The organism is Methylobacterium nigriterrae (assembly GCF_037106235.1).
GTDB classification, from domain to species: domain Bacteria; phylum Pseudomonadota; class Alphaproteobacteria; order Rhizobiales; family Beijerinckiaceae; genus Methylobacterium; species Methylobacterium nigriterrae.
This window is the reverse complement of record NZ_JBAWTG010000047.1, coordinates 19,204-41,315: the sequence shown is the minus strand read 5'-3', so window position 1 is coordinate 41,315 and position 22,112 is coordinate 19,204. Positions and strand designations below refer to the sequence as shown.

The following is a 22,112-nucleotide window of genomic DNA, read 5'->3' as shown; positions in this document are numbered from 1 at the left end:
CGTGCTGCAGGCGTTACGGGCGAGCGACCTGATCGTCTGGAGCAAGTCCGCGCTGACCATCCCCGATGTGGAGCGGCTGAAGGCGTTTGCCGAGTTCGATGCCAGCTACCTGAGCCTGAGGACCGCCAAGGCCGCCTGACCCGCGATCTCATCTCCTCACGTGCCCTGCACCGTCGAGCGCTTCGATCCATGAAGCTCTTCAGTGAAAGCCGTGATGCACCTGCTCCTGACCCAAGTGGTGCGAGCGCAGGTGCCTCAGAGCGGTGCAGAGGTTGCGCGGCAGGCCCCGAACAGGTGGTGGGCAGGTACACTCGACGAGCCGGTCGAGGGCATGGAGCTGCAGCTCGTGCCGATAGGGACTGCGGGCCGACCGAGGCGGCCATGGGTCCGTGAGCGGCACGCGGGAAAGCCCCTTCGGCGTGGCAGTGAGGATGGCGATGCTGGCCATGGGACACCAACCGTCATCGGCGCCCGGCATGAGCCTCATGGGCAGACGGTGCGCCTGAAGTCAGCCCGAACGGTTTGAGCCCTTGAGCGTTCCTCACGGTCGAACACGACGGGGCGTCAGGAGTGCGCCATGGTCAGTTGGAGGCCCATGGATCGGGCCCCGCAGGACGGCCGGTGGATCATCGCCATCGACCGGCACGAGCCGGATCGGCGCGCGGTGATCCGCTGGGACCCGAAGCGCTTCGGCGACGTCCGGCCCTGGCACGTCGCTTCCTGCCAGCACAGCTACCCGGCCGACGCCTTCACCCACTGGATGCCGTTTCCTGATCTGCCCAGCGCCGAGGACAAGACAGCCAAGTAGGAGGCGACGATGACGGCCGAACAGTCGGCTCCCCTTACCCTGCAGGTGGAGCCCTGCACGAAGGACCCCAGCCGCTACCGCTGGCTCATCCGGGATCACGCACATGTCGTGCGGCAATCCTGCTACTCGCTGGCGACCGAGCATGAGGCGCGCACCCAAGGATGGGCTGCTTTCCAGGATGCGGCTGCCATCTGGCGCGACAGCCACTGAGACGAGGAAACGAGCCGCATGCCCGAGCGCGATCCACGCCCAGCGCGCATGCGGCTGATGCTGGGCCTTGCTGCGGCGCTGTTCGTGCTGATCATCGGCGGCATGGGTCTGGTCTGGCACTTGGCGTGAGGCGAGCAGGATGACGAGCGCCGATGCCAAAGCCTTTGCCCGCCTGCACCACGTTGGACAGGGGGACCAAGCCGGGCAGCCTGTCTTCGACCGTCTGGCGCGGGTCGCGTGCGCCGTCGAGCGCCGTGCCCAGCATGCCGCGGACACGGGTCTGCCGGTGAGGTCCGATGAGATCACGCAAGCAGCATGGCTGCACGATGTCATTGAGGACACCTCGTTGACCGCAAACGAGCTGCGCACCGCCGGCTTCGCCGAGTCTGTGGTCACGATGGTGGAGTTGCTGACGAAGCCGAAGGGCCAGGAGACTGACGAGGCACGCATCGCCAAGCTGACTGCGAGCGGCAATCTGGGTGCGATCCTGATCAAGCCGTCCGAGAACGAGGACGCGGTGAGCCCAGATCGGTCGCTGGACCCGGCGAGCACACTGGCGGCGCGCGATGCGGCCACGATGGTGCGGCTGCGCAAGGCGGCTGCGGCGCTCGGCTACTCCGGGCCGTGAGGTCCCACCAGCCGAGCGCGGAATACTCCATAACAGCCCGGGACGAACCCTTTTGGAGTGAGGGCGTTAGCCCAATACCCACTTCCGAAAGGAGCATCCCCATGCGCTCGAAGACGATTGCCTTCGCCGCGTCACTCGGCCTGACGCTCATGGGGATCGCGGGTGTGGCTTACGCCCAGGAGCCCGCCAGATCCCCTGTGCCGGGAACTACCGGGACCACGGTCGCGCCAACCCCGGGCACGACCGGGAACGCTCCAAACGTCACGGTCGCGCCAGGGGCGACAGGCGCCTCGACTGGCCAGACCGACTCGGCTGCCGGCGGTAATGCGGAGCAGCCTTCGCGCAGGGTGCCCCAGGGTGGCGGCGGTGGTGGTAATCGCTGACGCGGACGTCGATTGACATCAGATCAGGCTAGGCCTCTTACGCGAGCCAAAGGCACCATAACGCCCAACCTGCGAAAGCCCGCTTCCAGCAGGATACATGCCTCTGTGAGCCGAACGACCTAACTTCCGCTCATGGCGCAATCCGGCCCTAAAGTCTGGGCAGTTGCAGCGGCTGCATTCGGTATGCCGGACGATAGCGGGTACGACCGGAATGGGCGCATAGGTGCCGGCCGGGCTTGGCCGAAAGCGGCCGGTCCGCTTCGGGGCGGAAGGTATGGGGAAGCGGACGTTCAGCGCAGCTCAGGTACATGCCTTAAACTGACCCGAAGCAGTCCTTCACGGCGGGTGTGAGGAATGTCCGGTCGCGAGCGTATTGCGGACAATTGATTTCCCAACAGGGTTTCCTGACACGGACAGCCGAGGGGCTCGGGCGCCGGGCCGGACGCAATCGGCGTGCATGGTTGGTTTCCCGTCGTTTTTGGACGGGTCATTTGCCCGATCCGTGGCTGAGTGCGCGAGCCTGAGAAAACGTGGCTGGCAACCCCGCCCTGTTCCACTCACGTCTAAGACGTCTCGCCGGTCTTGTTCCAAAGCCCCAACCCCGACGCATGCGGAACGGCTCTGGAACGGTCCATTGGGGCAAGCCCTATTGGAACGCCCGAAGCTGCCGCGCGCTGGTTAACACGAGACAGGGATATCTGCCGCGTATCGAGCATCCTGGAAGCAATGCCGCCGTCCGGTCCAGACCGCTCCGCCGGATCAGCCAAGCCGAGGAACCGCGCATGGGCTCGGACGAAACAGATCAGGTGACCAACAGGTTCGCCAACGAAGTGGCAGGCCGCTTCGGTGTCCTGCCCAACTTCTTCTGCTCCGCGCCCGCTGCCGCGGGTCTGATCGAGGAGCTGTGGGCCTTCGCCAAATCCGGCTATCTCGACAATCCGCTGCCTTCCCTCTTCAAGGAGCGCCTGTTCGTCCACCTCTCCCGCTTCTGTGAGGTGCGCTACTGCATCGTGCGCCATGTCGGCTTCCTGCTCGGTGAGGGTCGCCCGGCCGGCGACCCGGCCGCCACGCCGCACACGCTCGAACAGGCTCTAACGCTGCTCCGCAGGCCGGTGCCGGATGTCGCCGCGCTCGATCAGGTCTTCACACGGCTTGCGGCTCATGCACGGCCGGGCGATCTGCCCTCGCCTGAAACCCAGGCCGAGGCCGATCTGTTTGACGCATTGACCGTGATCTTCCTGGTGCCGCAGCACTCGGCCCATGCGCGTGAGGCTGTGCGCAGGGCCGCCGGCGAGAGGCATTTCGAGCTGCTGACGGCTTTTCTCGCGTTCGTGCGCACGGCTCACTTCTGGACCGAGACCCATCCCGAGCTGGCCTATGAGTCCGACATGCTCGCCTGCATGGAGCGGCATCCTGAGCTTGCCCGCCTTCTGCTCGATGCGACCGAGGCCGAGGAGGCAAAGAGCAGCCCCCAGTTGCGGGAGGCGCTCAGCACCCTTCAGCGGACGGAAGGAGCGCTGCGCCGGAGCGAAGCTTGGCTTGCCGGGCAGAAGGAGGCGTTCCAGGCGGCCATGAACGGGGCGCCGCTGGAAGCCTCGCTGGCCTACCTCATCCGCACCGCCATCGAGCAGCGGAGAGCGCGCGCAGATGCGCCTTCTACATCGCCGATGCTGAAGGCAAGACGCTCCGGCACGTGGTCGGCATGCCCGACGAGTATGCGCAATGCGTGAACAACTTCGAGATCTCACCCGCGTCGCTGTCGTGCGGTCTGGCGGTCGCGAGGGGAGAGCCCATCGTCACGACCGACGTGCAGGAGGAGCCGCGATGGGAGCCATGGCTCTGGATGGCGAAGCAGTTCGATTTCCGCGGCTGCTGGTCCTTCCCCATCGAGACGGTCTCGGGACGGTTCGTCGGCACCTTCGCGATGTACTTCCGGGAGCCGCGCGAACCGACGCCGCTCGACCGTGAGCTAGCTGCTGCCTTGACCCAGACCGCGGCGATCATCATCTCCCGCCACCAGGAGACCGAGGAGCGCGCACGGGCCGAGAACGCCTTGCGGGCGGGCGAGGAGCGACTGCGGCAGTTCGGCGAGGCCTCTTCCGACGTTCTCTGGATCCGCGATGCCGAGACCCTGCAGTGGGTCTACCTCACCCCGGCCTTCGAGCAGATCTACGGGCTCGACCGCGAGGCGGCGCTGCAGGGCGACAACCTGACGGGCTGGCTCGATCTGGTCGTGCCCGAGGACCGCCAGCGCGTCCTCGATAGCATCCAGCGCGTGCGGGCGGGCGAGCGTGCCTCCTTTGAGTACCGCATCCGGTGGGCCTGCGACAGCGCGGTGCGCTGGCTGCGCGATACCGACTTTCCGATGCGCGATGCGAGTGGAAAGGTCTGCTGGATTGGCGGTGTCGGCCGGGACATCACCGAGGAGAAGACGGCGGCTGAGCGCCAGGACGTGCTGGTCAAGGAGTTGCAGCACCGCTCGCGCAACCTGCTCGCCGTGGTCACCTCGTTGGCCAACCGCACCGTCGGCCAGGGTGCGCCGGTCGAGAGCTTCACCACGCGGCTGAAGGCGCTCAGCCGGGCTCAAGCCCTGCTCAGCCAGTCCGGCAGCGACACCGTCGAGGTAGGCGCCCTCGTGGACGCGGAACTCGCTGCCCATGCTGACGGCACTCTACCCCGCATCACTGTCTCTGGACCGAAGGTGCTGCTGACCTCCCAACAGATGCAGAACTTCGCGCTTGCCCTGCACGAGCTGGCCACCAACGCCGTCAAGTACGGCGCACTGAAGAGCGAGACGGGCCAGCTCTCCGTCACCTGGGAGCGGACCCGAGACCAGGACGGTGACGGGCACTTGGCCCTGAACTGGATCGAGAGCGGCGTGGACGTGCAGCCGGAGAAGGTGCCCCGGCGCGGCTTCGGCCGAGAGCTGATCGAGCAAGCGCTCGCCTACGCGCTGCAAGCCCGGACCGAGTACGCGCTGGGCACGGACGGCGTGCGCTGCCGGATCGAGATGCCACTCGCCTAACCCACGGTAACGCGCGGCCGTGCCGGAGCCGATAGGCTTCAAGGCTCTGCAGCGTGGCCCAGAGAGTCCACATGGCTGATCGTCCGACCTCGCTTGCCGGCCGGCGTGTGCTCGTGGTCGAGGACGAGTACGTCATCGCCATGGACATGCAGTCCAGCCTACAGGAGGTTGGTGCCGAGGTGGCCGGGCCGGTGCCGGATGCCGAGCAGGCGCTCGCGCTGATCGAGGCGGCTTCGCTCGATGCGGCGGTGCTCGATGTGAACCTCAGGGGCGAGGCGGTCTACACGGTTGCGGACCGATTGAGAGAACGGGACGTGCCGTACCAGTTTGCCACGGGCGAGAGCCAGATTGTGGACCGCTCCGACTACCGCTCACGCCCGAGGCTGGAGAAGTCGATCCTCGACACCGAGCTGGTGCGAGCCCTCGGCAAGCTCCTGCTTGGCTGATCGGCCCGACGTTCTTTCCATAACGCCCAATCCGCGAGGGTCCGCTTTAAAGCACACATCGGCCGTTGAAATTGGCCTGACCGAAAGTCCGCTCGTGGCGCAACCCTTACCTCTGACCAGGGCTCAGACGATGTCTGCTTCAGAGATCTCGGCTGAGGCCACCGGATGGCGGCAATGGGCGCAAATCGGAACGGCAATCATTGGCCGAGAGCGGCCTGTCCGCTCTCGGCACTTGGACCGCAGAAGCGGACGCTCATTGCGGCCTAGGTAAAACCTGGCTGCTTTGCCGCCTCTAGATCTTGATCTGCGCACCGATCTCCACGGCCCGGTCCACGGGTATGCGGAAGTAGCGGGACGCGTCGGTCGCGGTCCGGGCGAGCGCGATGTAGAGGCGGTCCTGCCAGACCGGCATGCCGGTCTCTGGCGAGGCCACCAGCACCCGCCGCGTGAGGAAGTAGGACAGGTTGCCGGTGTCGAGCCCGGCGGCGGCGAGGGCGCGGGGCAGGTCGGGCAGCTCCATGAAGCCGAAATGCACCGTCGCGCAGGAGAAGACGTCCGACAGTCTCCTGACCCTAACGCGCTCCGTCTCAGTCACGCGCGGCAGGTCCTCCGTGACCACATGCACGATCATGTTGTGGGCGTGCAGCACGCGGTTGTGCTTCACGTTGTGTAGGAGCGCCCCGGGTGTGTCGCCGGGCGTGCCGGTCAGGAACGCGGCCGTTCCGGGCACTTGCCGGATCGAGCCGCTCTCGGCCATGCGGGTGAACTCGGAGAGCGGCACGCGCCGACGATGGATTTCCTCGGCGATGAGGCGCGAGCCCGTCCGCCAGGTCCGCATGGCTGTGACGAGCCCAGCCCCGATCGTCAGGGGCACCCAGCCGCCGTGGAGCAGCTTGAGGGCGTTGGCCGACAGGAACACCAGCTCGATCAGGAGGAAGGGCGCGATGACGAGGGCCGCCAGGACAGGTGACCAGCGCCAGAACCGCCAGGCCACGATGAAGATCAGGCAGGCGGTGATGACCATGTCTCCGGTCACCGCGATGCCGTAGGCGGCCGCCAGCGCACTCGACGACTTGAACAGCACTACCAAGAACACGACCGCGACGAGCAGCCACCAGTTCACGCGCGGGATGTAGATCTGCCCCTTCTCGGTCTCGGACGTGCGCTGCACGCGCATGCGCGGCAGCAACCCGAGCTGCATGGCCTGTTGGGTGATCGAGAAGGTGCCGGTGATCACGGCCTGGCTCGCGATCACGGTCGCCACGGTGGCGAGCAGCACCATCGGCAGCAGCGCCCAGGACGGGTAGAGCAGGAAGAACGGGTTCTCGATCCGCTCGGGATGGGCGAGCAGCATCGCGCCCTGGCCCAGGTAGTTGAGGGCGAGCGCCGGCAGCACGAGTCCGAACCACGCCGTCCGGATCGGCCCGCGGCCGAAATGGCCCATGTCGGCGTAGAGCGCCTCGGCCCCGGTCACGGCCAGGAACACGGCGCCGAGCGCCAGGAGCCCGGCCGTGCCGTGGCCGAGTAGGAAGCTGATGCCGTGAGCCGGGTTGAACGCGCCGACGATGCTCGGGTCTTCAGCAAGGTGGCTGACGCCGCCGAGCGCCATGACGAGGAACCAGAGCGCCGTGATCGGCCCGAAGAAGGTCGCGACCCGCGCCGTGCCGTGGCTCTGGACCGCGAACAGGCCGATCAGGATCGCGAGGCCGAGGGGCACGACATAGGGCTCGAAGGCCGGGGTGACGAGCTTCAGCCCCTCGACCGCCGAGAGCACCGAGATCGCCGGCGTGATGATTGCGTCGCCGTAGAACAGGGCGACGCCGACCATGCCGAGCACGATCACCGGACCGCCGGTCCGGCCCAGCGCCCGCTGGGCGAGCGCCACCAGCGACGGCGTGCCGCCCTCGCCGTCGTTGTCGGCCCGCATCACGATGAGCACGTATTTCAGCGTGACGATCAGGATGAGCGCCCAGAGGATCAGCGAGACGACGCCGAACACCATCTCGCGGGTGGGGCCGTGTCCGCCGGAGGCCGCGTGCAGGGACTCCTTCAGCGCGTAGAGCGGGCTCGTGCCGATGTCGCCGTAGACGACGCCGACCGAGCCGAGGGTCAGCGCCCAGAACGACGTTTTCGAGCCATGGCCCGCATCGGCCGGCAGCGGCGTCTGCGACGTCGGGAACCCGGTCGTTGCAGGTGCAGACATCTACGGCTTCCTCCGTGCGCGACCCGAGGTCGCTCTGGGTTCGGGCCTAGAACGGGCGAGAGGTCGAGAACGTTCGCGCGAGCCGAAGCGTATGGTCTTCCCCTGATCGCGCCATCGAACGAGACAACGGCATGATCCGGGTCCACCGCGCCGGACGGCATGGCTTGCCGCCGTCCTGAGTAACCGTTCACGGGCAACTGGGCCGCGCTCCGGCGTTACGGCACGCAAGCCCTAACTGGAGCCTCCATGCCAAACCCCTTCCGTGCCGCGTTCCTGCTCGCCGTCGAGGCGCAGAGGGTCATCGAGTTGCGGCTGGTGTGGATCGCCTGAAGCGGGGCGGAGGCTCAGGCGGAGATGATCTCGATGGTCGGCGAGAAGGTCGTGGCCGACATGGGGGCCGGCAACACGCTGCTTGCCGGCGGCACGCACGAACAGGTCGTCGCCCGCTACCGGGAACTTGTTGCGGCCAAAACACGGCGCCTGACGGCCTGAGCGAGTAACGGGAACGCGGGAGCGAAGGTCTGTGACCCGACCGGTGTGCTACAGCATCGTCGATCTGCCGGACGGGAGCTTCGGCGTGGTGGCTGTCGTTGGCTCCGGCAAGGTCTTCCGTCGCGTCGGGCTGCTCACCCTGGCCGAGGCGGAGGAGTGCGTCGAGGTCCTTCGCGCCGCCATGGCGGCGTGCCGTGCGCCGGTCATCGATGCGCCTGCCGACCTAATGGGCGCTGCGGCGCAACGGCGTGATGATCAGGCCGGCCGTGGGGGCTGATGGAGGCTCGCGTTGCGGCGGAACGTCATGCGCTCGCTGCTCGGGACCGGCCTGCTCGGCCTGCTACTGTTCGTGCCGGCCGGCACGCTCGCATGGCCGCAGGGCTGGTGGTTCCTCGCTCTGTTCGTCGGCTGCGGCGCAGGCATCGGCTTGTGGCTGGCGTGGGCCGATCCGGCGCTGCTGGCCGCGCGCACGGGCTCGCCCTTCACGGCCGACCAGGCCCCCCGCGATCGGGTCCTGGGCATCCTGCTGACCGCCGCGTTCTGGCTGTGGCTGCCCTTCATGGCCCTGGACGCCAAGCGCTTCGGCTGGTCGCACGTGCCGTTCTGGGCGCAGCTGCTCGGCACGGCGCTCCTGCTGGTCGCCTTCGCCGGCTGGGTCTGGGTGCTCGGCGCCAACACCTTCGCGGCCACCACGGTACGGGTGCAGGTCGAGCGCGGGCATACCGTCGTCGACGCGGGACCCTACGCTTACGTGCGCCACCCGATGTACGGCTTCGCCCTACTAATGCTGCTTGGAGCGCCACTCCTCCTCGGCTCGTTCTGGGGCCTTGCCTGGCTCGTCGTGCTGGTGCCACTGCTGGTTGCTCGCACGCTCGGCGAGGAAGCGGTGCTGCGGAAGGATCTGGCCGGGTACGAGCACTACACCCATGGGGTTCGCCATCGGCTGATCCCGGCCGTTTGGTGAGCGAGACGTCGCCCCTGCCGCCGATCTTAATGACTTACCTATGCCGGAGGCCTCGCCTTCGTCTTGTTCCCTAACGGGGTAGCTAAGACTTCTCGCGCCACCGGGCCTTCGCCCGCGTGGAGCTTCCAGATGATCGTCTTCCGGCACATCGCTGCCGAATGCAGGGCCGACCGCGTCTTCGCCTTGATGATCATCGGCCTCGGCTCTTGGTCGGCCGTCTCCCTTGCGCTTCTCGCCCTGAACGTCCTCGACCTGCTGCCCGCATCTTGAGCGCTTGGTCCCTCCTCGGTCTGCGGCCTCGCCTGCCAAGTTTCGCACCACGGTTTCCGTCCGCCCCGCCGGCCCGCGGGCCGAACGATGTGGACGTCCGCGGTCCCAGGCTCCGACGCGTTGGCGGCCGCTGCCCCGCCTGCGGCGTGCCCTATAGCGGCTTCGCGGGCGCGGACACGGGCGTGATCCGGGTCGACCGCGGGCAGTGGCGCGCCGCCTGTCCCACGGCCATGCTCCTCGATGCTCCCGGCGCTTGCCAGGCGTTGCAGGCCGCCTGGGACGCGCCCGAACGGCGTGGCGAACCCGAAATCGGGCCAATCCTAATGCGATCCTTATAAGATCGCATTCCTTTCCCTCTCGAACCCTAACGCGGTTCCCGTCCACATTCAGGGCCGGCCCAGGTCGGTCGCGGGGCGGCCGACGGGCCGAACGGACACGGACGCACCATGCTCGACATCGTCTTCCTGCTCGGCGGCCTCGCCTTCTTCGGGCTGGCCGCCGGCTACGCCGCGCTCTGCGAGCGCCTCTGAGGCAACCCGCCATGACCCTCGACCTCGCCCTCGGCGCCCTCGTGACCGCCGGGCTCCTCGTCTACCTCACCTATGCCCTCGTCCGCCCCGAGCGGTTCTGAGCGGCTCGCAGGACTGACCTCCATGACACCCAATGGCTGGATTCAGATCGCGCTGTACTGCGCGGTCGTCCTCGTGCTCGTGAAGCCGCTCGGGGCCTACATGACCCGAGTCTTCAACGGCGAGCGCACCCTCCTGTCCCCCGTGCTCGTGCCCGTCGAGCGCGGGCTCTACCGCGTGTCCGGCGTCGACGCCCGCCAGGAGCAGACCTGGCTCGGATACGCGGGCGCAATGATCATCTTCAACGTCGCCGGCTTCGTCCTGCTCTACGCCATTCTGCGGCTGCAGGCGGTGCTGCCGCTCAACCCGGCCGACCAAGCCGCGGTGGCCCCGGACCTCGCCTTCAATACGTCGACGAGCTTCGTCACCAACACCAACTGGCAGTCCTACGGCGGCGAGACCACGCTGTCGTACCTCAGCCAGATGCTGGGCCTGACGCACCAGAACTTCGTGTCGGCCGCCTCCGGCATCGCGGTCGCCGTCGCGCTGATCCGCGGCTTCGCACGTGCCTCGACGAGGACGCTCGGCTCGTTCTGGGTCGATATGACCCGGGCGACGCTCTACGTGCTGCTGCCGATCTGCGTCGTCTACGCGCTGTTCCTGGTCTCCCAGGGCATGCCGCAGACCCTCGGCGCCTACGTCGAGGCGACCACACTCGAGGGAGCGAAGCAGACCATCGCGGTCGGGCCCGTGGCGAGCCAGGTCGCCATCAAGATGCTCGGCACCAACGGCGGCGGCTTCTTCAACGCCAACGCCGCGCACCCGTTCGAGAACCCGACGGCGCTGTCGAACTTCCTGCAGATGCTGTCGATCTTCGTGATCGGCGCGGCGCTGACAAACGTGTTCGGCCGCATGGTCGGGGACGAGCGCCAGGGTTGGGCGATCCTGGCCGCCATGGGCCTGCTCTTCGTCGTCGGCGTCGCCATTACCTACTGGGCCGAGGCGAGTGCCCACGGCGTCCTCACGAACCTCGGCCTCACCGGCGGCAACATGGAGGGCAAGGAGGTCCGTGTCGGCATCGCGGCCTCGGCGCTGTTCGCGGTCATCACCACCGCCGCCTCCTGCGGCGCGGTCAACGCCCTGCATGACAGCTTCACCGCGCTCGGCGGCCTCGTGCCGCTCCTCAACATGCAGCTCGGCGAGGTTATCATCGGCGGCGTCGGCGCCGGCCTCTACGGCATGCTGGTCTTCGTCGTGGTGGCGATCTTCGTGGCCGGCCTGATGGTCGGCCGCACGCCCGAGTATCTCGGCAAGAAGATCGAGGCGCGCGAGGTGAAGATGGCCATGCTCGGCATCCTCTGCCTGCCCTTGATGATGCTGGGCTTCACGGCGCTCGCCACGGTAGTGCCGGCCGGGCTCGCCGGGCCCGCCAATGCCGGCCCGCACGGCTTCTCGGAGATCCTCTACGCCTACACCTCGGCGGCGGCCAACAACGGCTCGGCCTTCGGCGGCCTCACGGCCAACACCCTGTTCTACAACACGACGCTCGCCGTCGGCATGCTGGTGGGTCGGTTCTTCGTGAAGATCCCGGTTCTCGCCATCGCCGGCTCGCTCGCCGCCAAGAAGCGGGTCCCGGCGTCCGCCGGCACCTTCCCGACCCACGGCGGCCTCTTCGTCGGCCTGCTCGTCGGCGTGGTGCTGATCATCGGCGGCCTGACCTTCTTCCCCTCGTTGGCGCTCGGGCCGGTGGTCGAACACTTCGCCGGGGCGGCGGGCCAGACCTTCTCGACGGGAGGCTGAGATGCCGCGCGCCCTCCCGAACCGTCGCATCCCGCGCCATCACCTGATGCTGCACCGGCCGCTGCACCACCGGGCCCACGGCGCCGAAGCCAAACCCCTGCGCACCTCGGACCTCGTGCTGGCGCTCCTCGGCGTCGCGCTCCTCGGCGGTTTCGCCCTGATGGCAGCCTTCACCCTGGCCGCCGGCGCGACCGCCCCCTGAACGGCAAGGCCCGGCGCTGCGCCGCCGGGCCTCCCCGCCCTCTCCGGACACCCGAACCCATGTCCCGCAAGAATGCATCCCTGTTCAGCGCCGCCCTGGTCGGGCCCGCGCTCCTCGGCTCCGTCAGGAAGCTCGACCCCCGCGCCATGATCCGCAACCCGGTCATGTTCGTGGTCGAGGTCGTGGCCGCGCTCACCACCGTGCTGTTCCTCCGCGACCTCGTCACCGGGGGCAGCGCCCTGTTCTTCTCCGGCCAGATCATCCTCTGGCTCTGGTTCACCCTGATCTTCGCCAACTTCGCTGAAGCCCTCGCCGAAGGCCGCGGCAAGGCCCAGGCCGACTCGCTCCGCCGCACCCGCACCGAGATGACGGCCAAGCGCCTCACCGGCCGTGGCCGCACCTACGAGACGGTCGCCGGGACCTCGCTCAAGGTCGGCGACATCGTCCTTGTGGAGGCCGGCGATCTCATCCCCTCCGACGGCGAGGTGGTCGAGGGCGTCGCCTCGGTCAACGAGGCCGCCATCACCGGCGAGTCCGCCCCGGTCATCCGCGAGTCGGGCGGCGACCGCTCGGCGGTCACCGGCGGTACGCAGGTGCTCTCGGATGCGATCAGGGTGCGCATCACGGCCGCGGCCGGCTCGACCTTCGTCGACCGCATGATCGCGCTCGTCGAGGGGGCCGCCCGGCAGAAAACACCGAACGAGATCGCGCTCAACATCCTGCTGGCGGGCCTGACGATCGTGTTCGTCTTCGCGGTGGCTTCGATCCCGAGCTTCGCGAGCTACGCCGGCGGCTCCATCCCGGTCATCGTGCTTGTGGCGCTCTTCGTCACGCTGATCCCCACCACCATCGGCGCCCTTCTGTCCGCGATCGGCATCGCCGGCATGGACCGGCTCGTGCGCTTCAACGTGCTCGCCATGTCGGGCCGCGCGGTCGAGGCGGCGGGCGACGTGGACACGCTGCTCCTCGACAAGACCGGGACCATCACGCTCGGCAACCGGCAGGCCACCGCCTTCCGTCCCGTCCGCGGCGTCTCCGAGCAGGACCTGGCCGATGCCGCGCAGCTCGCCTCGCTGGCCGACGAGACGCCGGAGGGCCGCTCCATCGTGGTGCTGGCCAAGGAGACGTTCGGCATCCGCGCCCGCGACATGGCGAGCCTGCACGCGAGCTTCGTACCCTTCACGGCGCAGTCGCGCATGTCGGGCGTCGACCTCGAGGGGTCCTCCATCCGCAAGGGCGCCGTCGACGCGGTCATCGCCTCGCTCTCCGGGCAGCCGCTGGCCACCCGAGGCTCCAGCGCGGCGCTCGCCTACCGTCCGGCAGTCGAGCCGGAGGCCGCGGCCGAGATCCGCGCCATCGCCGAGGAGATCGCCAAGGCCGGCGGCACGCCGCTCGCGGTCGCCCGCGACGGCAAGCTCCTCGGCGTCGTCACCCTCAAGGACATCGTGAAGGGCGGCATCGCCGAGCGCTTCGCGGAGCTGCGCCGCATGGGCATCCGCACCGTGATGATCACGGGCGACAACCCCATGACGGCGGCGGCGATCGCCGCGGAGGCCGGCGTTGACGATTTCCTGGCCCAGGCCAGGCCCGAGGACAAGCTCGCGCTGATCCGCCGCGAGCAGGCCGAGGGCAAGCTCGTGGCGATGTGCGGCGACGGCACCAACGACGCCCCGGCGCTGGCCCAGGCCGATGTCGGCGTCGCCATGAACACCGGCACAGTGGCCGCGCGGGAGGCCGGCAACATGGTCGACCTCGATTCCGACCCGACCAAGCTCATTGAGATCGTCGGCATCGGCAAGCAGCTGCTGATGACGCGCGGCGCGCTGACCACCTTCTCCATCGCCAACGACGTGGCGAAGTACTTCGCGATTCTTCCGGCGATGTTCCTCGGCCTCTACCCGCAGCTCCAGGCGCTCAACGTGATGGGGCTGGCCTCGCCGCGGAGTGCGATCCTGTCGGCGATCGTCTTCAACGCGCTGATCATCGTCGCGCTGATCCCGCTCGCGCTGAAGGGCGTGACGTACCGGCCCGTCGGCGCCGCCGCGCTGCTGCGGCGCAACCTCCTCGTCTACGGCCTCGGCGGCGTGCTGGTGCCCTTCCTCGGCATCAAGGCCATCGACATGGCCATCACCGCCCTCCACCTCGCCTGAGACCCGGGCTTCGGAGACCTTCCATGTTGAACCAGCTACGTCCCGCCTTCGTTCTGCTTGTCGCCCTGACGGCGGTCACGGGCCTCGCCTATCCGCTGGCCGTGACTGGCATCGCGGGAGCCATCTTCCCCGCCAAGGCCGCCGGCAGCCTGGTCGAGCGCGACGGCACGGTCATCGGCTCCAGCCTGATCGGCCAGAGCTTCACGGCCCCCGGCTACTTCCACGGCCGGCCTTCGGCCACGACCGGGCCCGACCCGGCCGACGCGAGCAAGACCGTGCCGGCGCCCTACAACGCCGCGAACTCCATGGGCTCGAACCTCGGGCCCACGAGCGCGGCGCTCGCCGAGCGCGTGAAGGGCGACCTCGACGCGCTGCGGGCCGAGAACCCGGGCCAGCCGGTCCCTGTCGACCTCGTCACCACGAGCGGCTCGGGGCTCGACCCGGACATCTCGCCCGAGGCCGCCCTGTTCCAGGTGCCGCGCGTCGCCAAGGCCCGCAACCTGCCCGAGGACAAGCTGCGCGAGCTGGTGACATCCCGGATCGAGGGGCGCACCCTCGGCCTCCTGGGCGAGCCCCGCGTCAACGTGCTGGCGCTCAACCTCGCCCTGGATGACCTCGCCAAGCGCTGAGTCGCCACCATGCCCGAGACCGGCCGCGACCTGTCCCGTCCCTCGCCCGATGCGCTGCTGCAGGCGGCGCGCCGGGAGGAGCGGACGCGCGGCCGGCTCAAGGTCTTCCTCGGCGCCGCGCCTGGCGTCGGCAAGACCTACGAGATGCTGACCGTCGGGCGCGCCAGGCTGCGGGCCGGGACCGACGTCGTGGTCGGGGTGGTCGAGACCCATGGGCGCGCCGAGACGCAAGCCCTGCTCGACGGCTTCGAGGTGATCCCCCGGCGCTCCGCGCCCTACCACGGCACCGTCCTGGAGGAGATGGACCTCGACGCGCTGCTCGCCCGCCGGCCGGCCCTCGCGCTGGTGGACGAGCTCGCCCACACCAACGCGCCGGGCTCGCGGCACCCGAAGCGCTACCAGGACGTCGAGGAGTTGCTCGACGCCGGCATCGACGTCCTCACCACCCTGAACATCCAGCACGTCGAGAGCCTCAACGACGTCGTCGCCTCCATCACCCGCATCCGGGTGCGCGAGACCGTGCCGGACGGCATCCTCGACCGGGCCGACGACATCGAGGTAGTCGACCTCAACCCGGACGACCTGATCGAGCGCCTGAAGGCCGGCAAGGTCTACGTGCCGACGAACGCCGAACGGGCGCTCAAGCACTACTTCTCCCGCGGCAACCTCACGGCCCTGCGCGAGCTGGCGCTCCGGCGCACCGCCGACCGGGTCGACGACGAACTCCTCAGCCACATGCGGGCGAACGCCATCGCCGGCCCCTGGGCGGCCGGCGAGCGGGTGCTGGTCTGCGTGAGCGAGGACCCGCGCTCGGCGGGCCTCGTGCGCTACGCCAAGCGGCTCGCCGACCGCCTGCACGCGCCCTGGACGGCGCTCTCCATCGAGGGCGCCCGCGCGGCGTCCCTGAACGAGGCGGAGCGCGACCGGATCGCCGAGGCGCTGCGTCTCGCCGACCGGCTCGGCGGCGACGCGGTGACCCTTCCAGGCGGGCGGCGCGTGGCCGATGACATCCTGGCCTACGCGCACTCCGCCAACGTGAACCACATCGTGGTCGGCAAGGCGACGAGGTCTTGGGCCTTCGAGCTCGTCAACGGCTCCGTGGTGCACGACCTCGTCCGCCGCAGCGGCAACATCAGCGTGCACGTGGTGCCCGGCGAGGCCGCGCCGGCGGAGACGCCGTCCCGCCGGACGGTGGCCACGGTCGCGCCGCCCGCGGCGTTCGATGCCCGATCTTACGTCCTGGCGCTGCTCGTCACAGGCGTCGGGCTCGGCGCGGCCATCCTGGCGCAGCCCTATACGGGCGTCGAGAACGCCGACCTCATGCTGCTGACCGCGGTGGTGGCGGTCGCCGTGCGCTGGGGCCTGGGACCATCCCTCGCCGCCGTGGTGGCGGCCTCGCTGTCCTACAACTTCTTCTTCCTGCCGCCGGTCTACACCTTCACGATCGCCGACCCGACCAACGTTGCAGCCTTCCTGCTCTTCACGCTGGTGGCCGCGCTGGTCTCGAACCTCGCCGCGCGCGCCCGCCTGACCGCCGTGGTCGCGCAGGGACGCGCTAGGTCCACCGAGCGCCTGTTCGGCTTCTCGCGCAAGCTCGCGGGTTGCGGCACCCTCGACGACGTGCTCTGGGCCACCTCGGCCCAGGTTGCCGCCATGCTGAAGGTGCGCGTCGTGCTGCTGCTGCCGGACGGGCCGGCGGTGACGGTGCGGGCCGGCTACCCGCCCGAGGACATGTTGGACGAGGCCGACCTCGCGGCGGCGCAATGGGCCATCGACAACGACCGCCCGGCCGGCCGCGGGGCCGACACGCTGCCGGGCGCCAAGCGCCTGTTCCTGCCGATGCGCACCGGCCGCGGCACCATCGGCGTGATCGGCCTCGACGCGGACGGCACCGGCCCGATCCTGACCCCGGAAGGCCGGCGCCTCCTCGACGCGCTCGCCGACATGGGCGCGCTCGCCATCGAGCGGGTGCGCCTCGTCGAGGACCTCGACCGGGCCGAGCGGGCGGCCGAGACCGACCGCCTCGCCCGCGCGCTCCTGACCTCGATCAGCCACGACCTCAGGACGCCGTTGGCCTCCGTGCTCGGGGCGGCCAGCACCCTGCGGGACCTCGACGCGGCGCTGCCGGCCGAGGCCAAGGCGGACCTGCTGGCGACCATCATCGAGGAGTCGGAGCGCCTCAACCGCTTCATCGCCAACCTCCTCGACATGACGCGGCTGGAGGCGGGCGCGGTGACGCCGAACCTCTCGGCCCAGGACGTCGCCGAGAGCGTCGACACGGCGCTGCGGCGCGTCGAGACGGTGCTGGCCGGCCACCGGACCGCGGTCGAGGTCCAGCCCGACCTGCCGACGCTGCGCCTCGATCCCGTCCTGTTCGAGCAGGTCCTCGTCAATCTCCTGGACAACGCCGCCAAATACGCGCCCGAGGGGTCCACCGTGACCGTGCGCGCCGGCCAGGACGAGGGCCGGGTGCGCATCGAGGTGCTGGACGAGGGCTACGGCTTGCCCGAGGCGGATGTCGAGCGGGTGTTCGACAAGTTCTACCGGGTGCGCAAGAGCGACCGGGTCCGCGCCGGAACGGGGCTCGGCCTCGCCATCTCGCGCGGCTTCGTCGAGGCGATGGGCGGCACGGTCACGGCCGCCAACCGGCGCGACCGGAGCGGGGCCGTCTTCACCGTGACCCTCCCGGTCCCGGCCCAGACCGCGCCGAAGGACATCGCCGCATGAGCCCGACCATCCTGGTCATCGACGACGAGCCGCCGATCCGCAAGCTGCTGCGCATGGGGCTGGCCACGCAGGGCTACGCCATCCTGGAAGCCCCGAACGCCGCCACGGCCCTGGAGGTGCTCGGGCGCCAGAGCCCGGACCTGATCATCCTCGACCTCGGGCTGCCGGACATGCGCGGGCACGACCTGCTGCGCGCGATCCGGGCGAGCCATCCCGGTCTGCCGGTGGTGGTGCTGTCGAGCCGCGAAGACGAGGGCGGCAAGGTCGAGGCGCTCGATCTCGGCGCCGACGACTACGTCACCAAGCCCTTCGGCATGGCTGAACTCCTGGCGCGCCTGCGCGCGGCCCTGCGCCACCAGCTCGCCGCCCGAGGCGAGCGCCCGGTCTTCCGGGTGGACGGACTCAGCGTCGACCTCGTGCGGCGGATCGTGAAGGTCGACGACGCCGAGGTGAAGCTGACGCCGCGCGAGTACGATTTCCTGCGGGTCCTGGTGCTGCATGCCGGCAAGGTGCTGACCCACGCGCAGCTGATGCAGGCGGTCTCCGCCTCCTCCGAGCCCCAGTACCTGCGCGTCTACATGCGCCAGCTCCGGCAGAAGCTGGAGGCCGATCCCGAGCGCCCGCGCATCCTTCTCACCGAGACCGGCGTCGGCTACCGCCTGCGGGCTCCCGACGACGAACCAAACCTCAAGCTGCGCGCGGCGAACGATGCCAAGCCGGCCGTGACGGAGACGAGCCCCTGATGCCCATCACCGCATGCCCTTGGGCGACGCGATGACCATCGATGAGATCCTCGCGCCGGCCGACGTGGTCCACGGCTTGCGCGCCGCGAACAAGAAGACCCTCCTCAAGGAGCTGGCCAACCTGTCAAGTCTGGCGCTCGGCCTCTACCCCGGCGATGTCCTCGGCGCCCTCGCGCGACGGGAGGATCTCGGCTCGACCGGTGTCGGGGACGGCGTGGCGCTGCCGCACGCGCGGCTTGAGGCCGTCCGGCAACCCTTCGGCCTGCTGGCGCGGCTGCGCGAGCCCATCGACTTCGAGGCGGTGGACGAGCGGCCGGTGGACCTCGTCTTCCTGCTGCTGCTGCCCACGGGGGACGGGGGCGATCACCTGAACGCGCTCGCTTGCGTCGCGCGGCGACTGCGGGACCCCGAGATCGCCGCGGCTCTGCGGGGCGCGCGGGACGCGACCGGCCTCTACTCGCTGGTGAGCGGCCGATCCCTCAGCAAGGCGTGACGGGGACTAAGCGGACGCCCCCTCCCGCTATCGGGTGCGCGGCATCGGCGGCGGGCGTCATGCTCCTGTCTCGCGATCCACGTATGAGAGGAAGCAATCATCCCATGTTGCATAGATAAAAGTTCGACATATGCTCGTATTGTCACGATAGACAGCTCTGAATGCTTAGATTATGAAGCTGCTCCATCGGCGGTCAAGCTTCGCGCCGCGTGGAGAGACCTGATTATGTTCAACATGTTCAAGTCGCAGGCGTCCCTCGACCTGACGCCGCGGAACTGCCTGGCCACCTCCTTGATCTACTGCATGGCCTCCGACGGCGAGATCGACCCCGAGGAGGTCGGCCACCTCATGTCGGTCATAGGCCGCAACGCGACGCGGCAGCAGTTCGACGCGGTTCTGCGCTACACCCGCTCCACCCAGCCGGCCCAGTTCCTGGCCGAGGCCGCGCCCAGGCTGCGCCCGGAGCAGAAGCTCTGCATCGTCCTGAACATGATCGACAGCGCCATGTCCGACGGCGAGGCCGAGCCCGGCGAGGAGCGGCTGATCATGCAGTTCGCGCAGGCCTTCGGGCTGTCGGAAGCCGAGCTGACGCCGCACTTCCGCACGCTCGTGGCCAAGAACGACCGGGCCGTCCTGGATCGCTGACCGGACCGGCAGCGGCGCCGGCGGCCGGCGCTCAAACGAGGTCGAGCGAGACCGAGCCGAGGTCACCGAACCCGGCCCACAGGGTCTGGCCGGGCAGCACCTGCGCCAAGCCGGTGCAGCTGCCCACTGCGACGAGGTCGCCGGCGCTCAGGCCCGAGCCCCGGTCGACGAGCCGGCGCGCAAGCCATGACAGCGCAGCGAACGGGTCCCCCATGACGTCGCGCCCATGGCCGCGCGCGACCACGTTGCCGTCGATGGCGAGGCTCGCCTCGCTCGCGGCGAGGTCGGTCGCGGCCCAGCCCTCGACCCAGGGACCGGCGACGTGCGCGACGTCAAGGCCGAGGTCGGCGGCGGCGACCCAGTCGTCGAGAACGGCCGGGACCGCGGTGCGCCGCCCGAGCAGGTGAAGGTCGAGCCGGCACGCAACGCAGGCTCTGCTGGCGTTCCGGGCGGTGAGCGGCTCCTCGTCGGCGAACGGGAAGGAGCGCCCGAGCAGGAAGGCGAGGCCGACGCCGGCGCCGAGGACGCCGCGCGGCAGGTGGAAGGTCGACCGGTCTTCGAGCAGGGCCTCGCGCAGGAGCGGGCCGACGACCGGGCCGGTAAGGCGGAGTGTCCGCGTGACGGCGGGATGCGTCCCTGCCAGCGCGTAGCCGACCTGCGCCCAGCCGAGGCTCCGCACGGCCGCGTCGCGCAAGTCCTCGGCCTCGTCGAGGTCGACGGGGCCGCCGAGGTCCACGTCGGCGAGGCCGCCGTCGAGGCGCGCCTGGGCGAGGCGCTCTCCCATCGCGTCGAGGTCGATGGCGGAAGAAGCAATGGCGAGCATGGGACGGCTCCGGGAACGCAGACGATTCCGAAGCCTGCGCCCTCTCGCATAAGGGTTCGAGAGGGCGAACGGAGCCGCCGTATCAGTATCCTGTTAGGATGGCTTGAGCCTCGGGGCGGGGCCGGCCTGAGCGTTAGATGCCCGCGAGGTTGCCCAGGGCGTCGGCGGCCAGCAGGCGGCCGCACATGCGCCATCCGAATTGGAGACGACTCACACCAAGCGGTCGAGGCGGAGGCGTTGCCGATCGTCCGTCAGGCAACGCAAAGCAAGGACGGCCGTGGCGAGCGCCGCGAGACCGCTCGCGCCCGTCAGCAGGAACAGCAGCAGGATCTGGTATTTCACCGCCTCGACAGGATCCATCCCGGCCAGGATCTGGCCAGTCATGATCCCGGGTAGCGTGATGATGCCGGCGGCCGACATCTGGTTGATGACCGGCAGGAGGCCGCGGCGGACTGCCATGCGGAAGATCCCGGCGACCGCCTGCCGGAACGGGACGCCCAGCCCGAGTTGCGCTTCGATGGCATTGCGCTCGCGTCGGACGCTTCCCAGCAGGCTGTCGAGCGTCAGGCTGGCAGCGTTCAGCACTGACCCGAGAATGATGCCGGCGAGAGGCACGGCATAGCGGGCATCGTACCAGGGATCTGGGCGGATCGCCGTCGACAGGGCAAGGCCGGCCGTCGCCAATGCGGCAACCAAGACGCTGCCGAGACTGATCGCCTGCGTGACGAAGCCCTGGAAGCGCTCCTCCGGCCGTGCGGCGACCTCCCGCGCAGCCACGAGGCCCATCACCAGGACGAGCAGCAGCGTCGCTGTCGGGTCGTTCAGCGCGAAGATGAGGCGCAGCAGATATCCGACCGCAATCAGCTGAACGACCATGCGCGCGGCGGCCAGCACGAGTTGGCGGTGAAGGTTCAGGCGCAGGGCGAGCGACAGGCCCGCGTCCAACATCACGAGCGACGCTGCGAGCGCGAGATCGGCGGCGCTGAGAGCGACGGGGGTCACGACAGGGGCTGCAGCCGTCCCGCCCCCATGCGCAGCGACCGTGCGCCCAAGCGCTGGCCCTGACCGGGATCGTGGGAAGCCATCAGAATGATCGTCCCGGCCGCCGCGCGCTCCAGAAGGACGGCCTCGACGGCTGCGACGGAGACGGGATCAAGTGGCCCGGTTGGCTCGTCGAGGAGAAGGGCGGTCGGTTCGCGCACGAGGGCGCGGACCAGGGCCAGGCGCTGACGCTCTCCGGTCGAGAGGGTGGCGACTGCTCCTGCGAACTGAACCGCGCCAACACCGAGGCGTGCGGCGAGTGTCTCGGCTGCCACGCGGTGCTCTGGTGCGAAATGATCGGCGACCGTCTCGCCCCACCAGGCGGGTTCGGCTGCGACGTAGGGGACCTGCCGCCGCCATTCCGGTGCCGGCATGTCGGCGCGCGACCGCCTGCCGAGCCAGACGTACCCCGTGTTCACGTCGAGATCGGCGATCATGCGCAGGAACAGGCTCTTTCCGGAACCGGACGGGCCGGAGATCGTCACGACCTGTCCCTTGGGGACTGCGAGATCGAACGGGCCCGCCAGATCGCTGCCCAGGCCCTGGATCTCCAATCCTCCCCGGTCGCGGTCAAACGTCACGGTACGCCTCGCAGCCGCCCTCGGCCGGCTCAAGTCATAGCAGGCCGGGTTGCAAGGCTAGGGTGTCGCTTCGAGGCACCGGAGAACCGACGCGAGTTCTTGCGCCTGCTGCAAGGTCAGGCCAGAGCCGACGGAATCGGCGTCGCGATAGAGCGTGTATGAGCCGTCATCGGCCCGCTTGATCTTGATGGAGGACATCTGGCCCCTGGATGGGCGCCGACGATGCGGCGACGTCCGAGCTTAGCAATTCAGGCATGCGCGGCAACCCGTCCGCGGCGGT

At 69.3% G+C, this 22,112-nt stretch carries 24 protein-coding genes and 1 pseudogene; 19 read left to right on the top strand and 6 right to left on the bottom strand.

Going from position 1 to position 22,112, the window contains the following annotated elements; genetic code table 11:
- Positions 1-199 precede the first annotated feature (199 nt).
- On the bottom strand, positions 200-448 hold the full coding sequence (locus tag WDW90_RS21425) for a hypothetical protein (RefSeq protein ID WP_336489489.1): 249 nt from the start codon (positions 446-448) through the stop codon (positions 200-202).
- A gap of 147 nt (positions 449-595) precedes the next feature.
- Between WDW90_RS21425 and WDW90_RS21420 the strand changes: the two genes are divergently transcribed.
- From WDW90_RS21420 to WDW90_RS21390, 6 genes are all read left to right on the top strand, one after another.
- Positions 596-808, top strand: a complete 213-nt coding sequence (locus tag WDW90_RS21420) for a hypothetical protein (protein ID WP_336489488.1) — start codon at positions 596-598, stop codon at positions 806-808.
- Between the two features lie 9 nt (positions 809-817).
- Positions 818-1,018: a hypothetical protein gene (locus WDW90_RS21415; RefSeq protein WP_336489487.1), complete on the top strand. Its 201-nt coding sequence runs from the start codon at positions 818-820 to the stop codon at positions 1,016-1,018.
- A 139-nt stretch (positions 1,019-1,157) separates the two neighbouring features.
- Entirely contained in the window at positions 1,158-1,646 is a 489-nt protein-coding gene (locus WDW90_RS21410) for a phosphohydrolase (RefSeq protein WP_336489486.1), read from the top strand.
- 1,165 nt (positions 1,647-2,811) lie between these two features.
- A complete protein-coding gene (locus tag WDW90_RS21400; RefSeq protein WP_336489485.1) occupies positions 2,812-3,759 on the top strand; it encodes a hypothetical protein in 948 nt (315 codons plus the stop codon).
- Positions 3,723-5,054 (top strand): PAS domain-containing protein, encoded by a 1,332-nt coding sequence (locus WDW90_RS21395; protein WP_336489484.1) that lies wholly within the window; start codon positions 3,723-3,725, stop codon positions 5,052-5,054. Before WDW90_RS21400 ends, WDW90_RS21395 begins: the two co-directional genes overlap by 37 nt.
- A 71-nt stretch (positions 5,055-5,125) precedes the next feature.
- The gene (locus tag WDW90_RS21390; RefSeq protein ID WP_336489483.1) at positions 5,126-5,500 is read left to right on the top strand and encodes a response regulator; all 375 of its coding nucleotides are present in this window, start codon (positions 5,126-5,128) and stop codon (positions 5,498-5,500) included.
- Between the two features lie 292 nt (positions 5,501-5,792).
- Here WDW90_RS21390 and WDW90_RS21385 read toward each other — a convergent pair whose 3' ends face one another.
- Complete coding sequence (locus tag WDW90_RS21385) at positions 5,793-7,703, bottom strand: potassium transporter Kup (RefSeq protein WP_336489482.1); 1,911 nt, start codon at positions 7,701-7,703, stop codon at positions 5,793-5,795.
- Between the two features lie 246 nt (positions 7,704-7,949).
- Between WDW90_RS21385 and WDW90_RS21380 the strand changes: the two are divergent.
- The 13 genes and pseudogenes from WDW90_RS21380 to WDW90_RS21320 all read left to right on the top strand — a co-directional run bounded on the left by WDW90_RS21380 (position 7,950) and on the right by WDW90_RS21320 (position 19,387).
- A pseudogene (locus tag WDW90_RS21380) lies at positions 7,950-8,195 on the top strand (hypothetical protein).
- Between the two features lie 31 nt (positions 8,196-8,226).
- A complete protein-coding gene (locus WDW90_RS21375; protein ID WP_336489481.1) occupies positions 8,227-8,472 on the top strand; it encodes a hypothetical protein in 246 nt (81 codons plus the stop codon).
- A gap of 12 nt (positions 8,473-8,484) precedes the next feature.
- Positions 8,485-9,159, top strand: a complete 675-nt coding sequence (locus WDW90_RS21370; RefSeq protein ID WP_336489480.1) for a methyltransferase family protein — start codon at positions 8,485-8,487, stop codon at positions 9,157-9,159.
- Positions 9,160-9,288: 129 nt separating this feature from the next.
- Positions 9,289-9,429: a hypothetical protein gene (locus WDW90_RS21365; RefSeq protein WP_336489479.1), complete on the top strand. Its 141-nt coding sequence runs from the start codon at positions 9,289-9,291 to the stop codon at positions 9,427-9,429.
- Positions 9,430-9,970: 541 nt separating this feature from the next.
- Positions 9,971-10,060, top strand: coding sequence for a K(+)-transporting ATPase subunit F (locus tag WDW90_RS21360; RefSeq protein WP_017484418.1), 90 nt, complete (start codon positions 9,971-9,973; stop codon positions 10,058-10,060).
- Between the two features lie 22 nt (positions 10,061-10,082).
- Positions 10,083-11,798, top strand: a complete 1,716-nt coding sequence (kdpA, locus tag WDW90_RS21355; protein ID WP_336489478.1) for a potassium-transporting ATPase subunit KdpA — start codon at positions 10,083-10,085, stop codon at positions 11,796-11,798.
- A gap of 1 nt (position 11,799) precedes the next feature.
- Positions 11,800-12,000: a hypothetical protein gene (locus tag WDW90_RS21350; protein ID WP_336489477.1), complete on the top strand. Its 201-nt coding sequence runs from the start codon at positions 11,800-11,802 to the stop codon at positions 11,998-12,000.
- 59 nt (positions 12,001-12,059) lie between these two features.
- Positions 12,060-14,150 carry a potassium-transporting ATPase subunit KdpB gene (kdpB, locus tag WDW90_RS21345; RefSeq protein WP_336489476.1) on the top strand — a complete coding sequence of 697 codons (2,091 nt, stop codon included), beginning with the start codon at positions 12,060-12,062 and terminating at the stop codon, positions 14,148-14,150.
- Between the two features lie 23 nt (positions 14,151-14,173).
- On the top strand, positions 14,174-14,779 hold the full coding sequence (locus tag WDW90_RS21340) for a K(+)-transporting ATPase subunit C (RefSeq protein ID WP_336489475.1): 606 nt from the start codon (positions 14,174-14,176) through the stop codon (positions 14,777-14,779).
- Positions 14,780-14,788: 9 nt separating this feature from the next.
- Positions 14,789-17,506, top strand: coding sequence for an ATP-binding protein (locus WDW90_RS21335; RefSeq protein WP_336489474.1), 2,718 nt, complete (start codon positions 14,789-14,791; stop codon positions 17,504-17,506).
- Positions 17,503-18,249: a response regulator gene (locus WDW90_RS21330; protein WP_336489473.1), complete on the top strand. Its 747-nt coding sequence runs from the start codon at positions 17,503-17,505 to the stop codon at positions 18,247-18,249. Before WDW90_RS21335 ends, WDW90_RS21330 begins: the two co-directional genes overlap by 4 nt.
- A 31-nt stretch (positions 18,250-18,280) precedes the next feature.
- Positions 18,281-18,742, top strand: coding sequence for a PTS sugar transporter subunit IIA (locus WDW90_RS21325; protein WP_336489472.1), 462 nt, complete (start codon positions 18,281-18,283; stop codon positions 18,740-18,742).
- Positions 18,743-18,967: 225 nt separating this feature from the next.
- Positions 18,968-19,387: a tellurite resistance TerB family protein gene (locus WDW90_RS21320; RefSeq protein WP_336489471.1), complete on the top strand. Its 420-nt coding sequence runs from the start codon at positions 18,968-18,970 to the stop codon at positions 19,385-19,387.
- A 31-nt stretch (positions 19,388-19,418) separates the two neighbouring features.
- Here WDW90_RS21320 and WDW90_RS21315 read toward each other — a convergent pair whose 3' ends face one another.
- The 4 genes from WDW90_RS21315 to WDW90_RS21300 all read right to left on the bottom strand — a co-directional run bounded on the left by WDW90_RS21315 (position 19,419) and on the right by WDW90_RS21300 (position 22,030).
- Positions 19,419-20,210 (bottom strand): 2-keto-4-pentenoate hydratase, encoded by a 792-nt coding sequence (locus WDW90_RS21315; RefSeq protein ID WP_336489470.1) that lies wholly within the window; start codon positions 20,208-20,210, stop codon positions 19,419-19,421.
- A gap of 210 nt (positions 20,211-20,420) precedes the next feature.
- The gene (locus WDW90_RS21310; protein ID WP_336489469.1) at positions 20,421-21,212 is read right to left on the bottom strand and encodes an ABC transporter permease; all 792 of its coding nucleotides are present in this window, start codon (positions 21,210-21,212) and stop codon (positions 20,421-20,423) included.
- Entirely contained in the window at positions 21,209-21,832 is a 624-nt protein-coding gene (locus WDW90_RS21305; protein WP_336489468.1) for an ABC transporter ATP-binding protein, read from the bottom strand. The genes WDW90_RS21310 and WDW90_RS21305 overlap by 4 nt, the downstream gene beginning before the upstream one ends.
- 57 nt (positions 21,833-21,889) lie before the next feature.
- Positions 21,890-22,030, bottom strand: coding sequence for a hypothetical protein (locus WDW90_RS21300; protein ID WP_336489467.1), 141 nt, complete (start codon positions 22,028-22,030; stop codon positions 21,890-21,892).
- Positions 22,031-22,112: the final 82 nt, after the last annotated feature.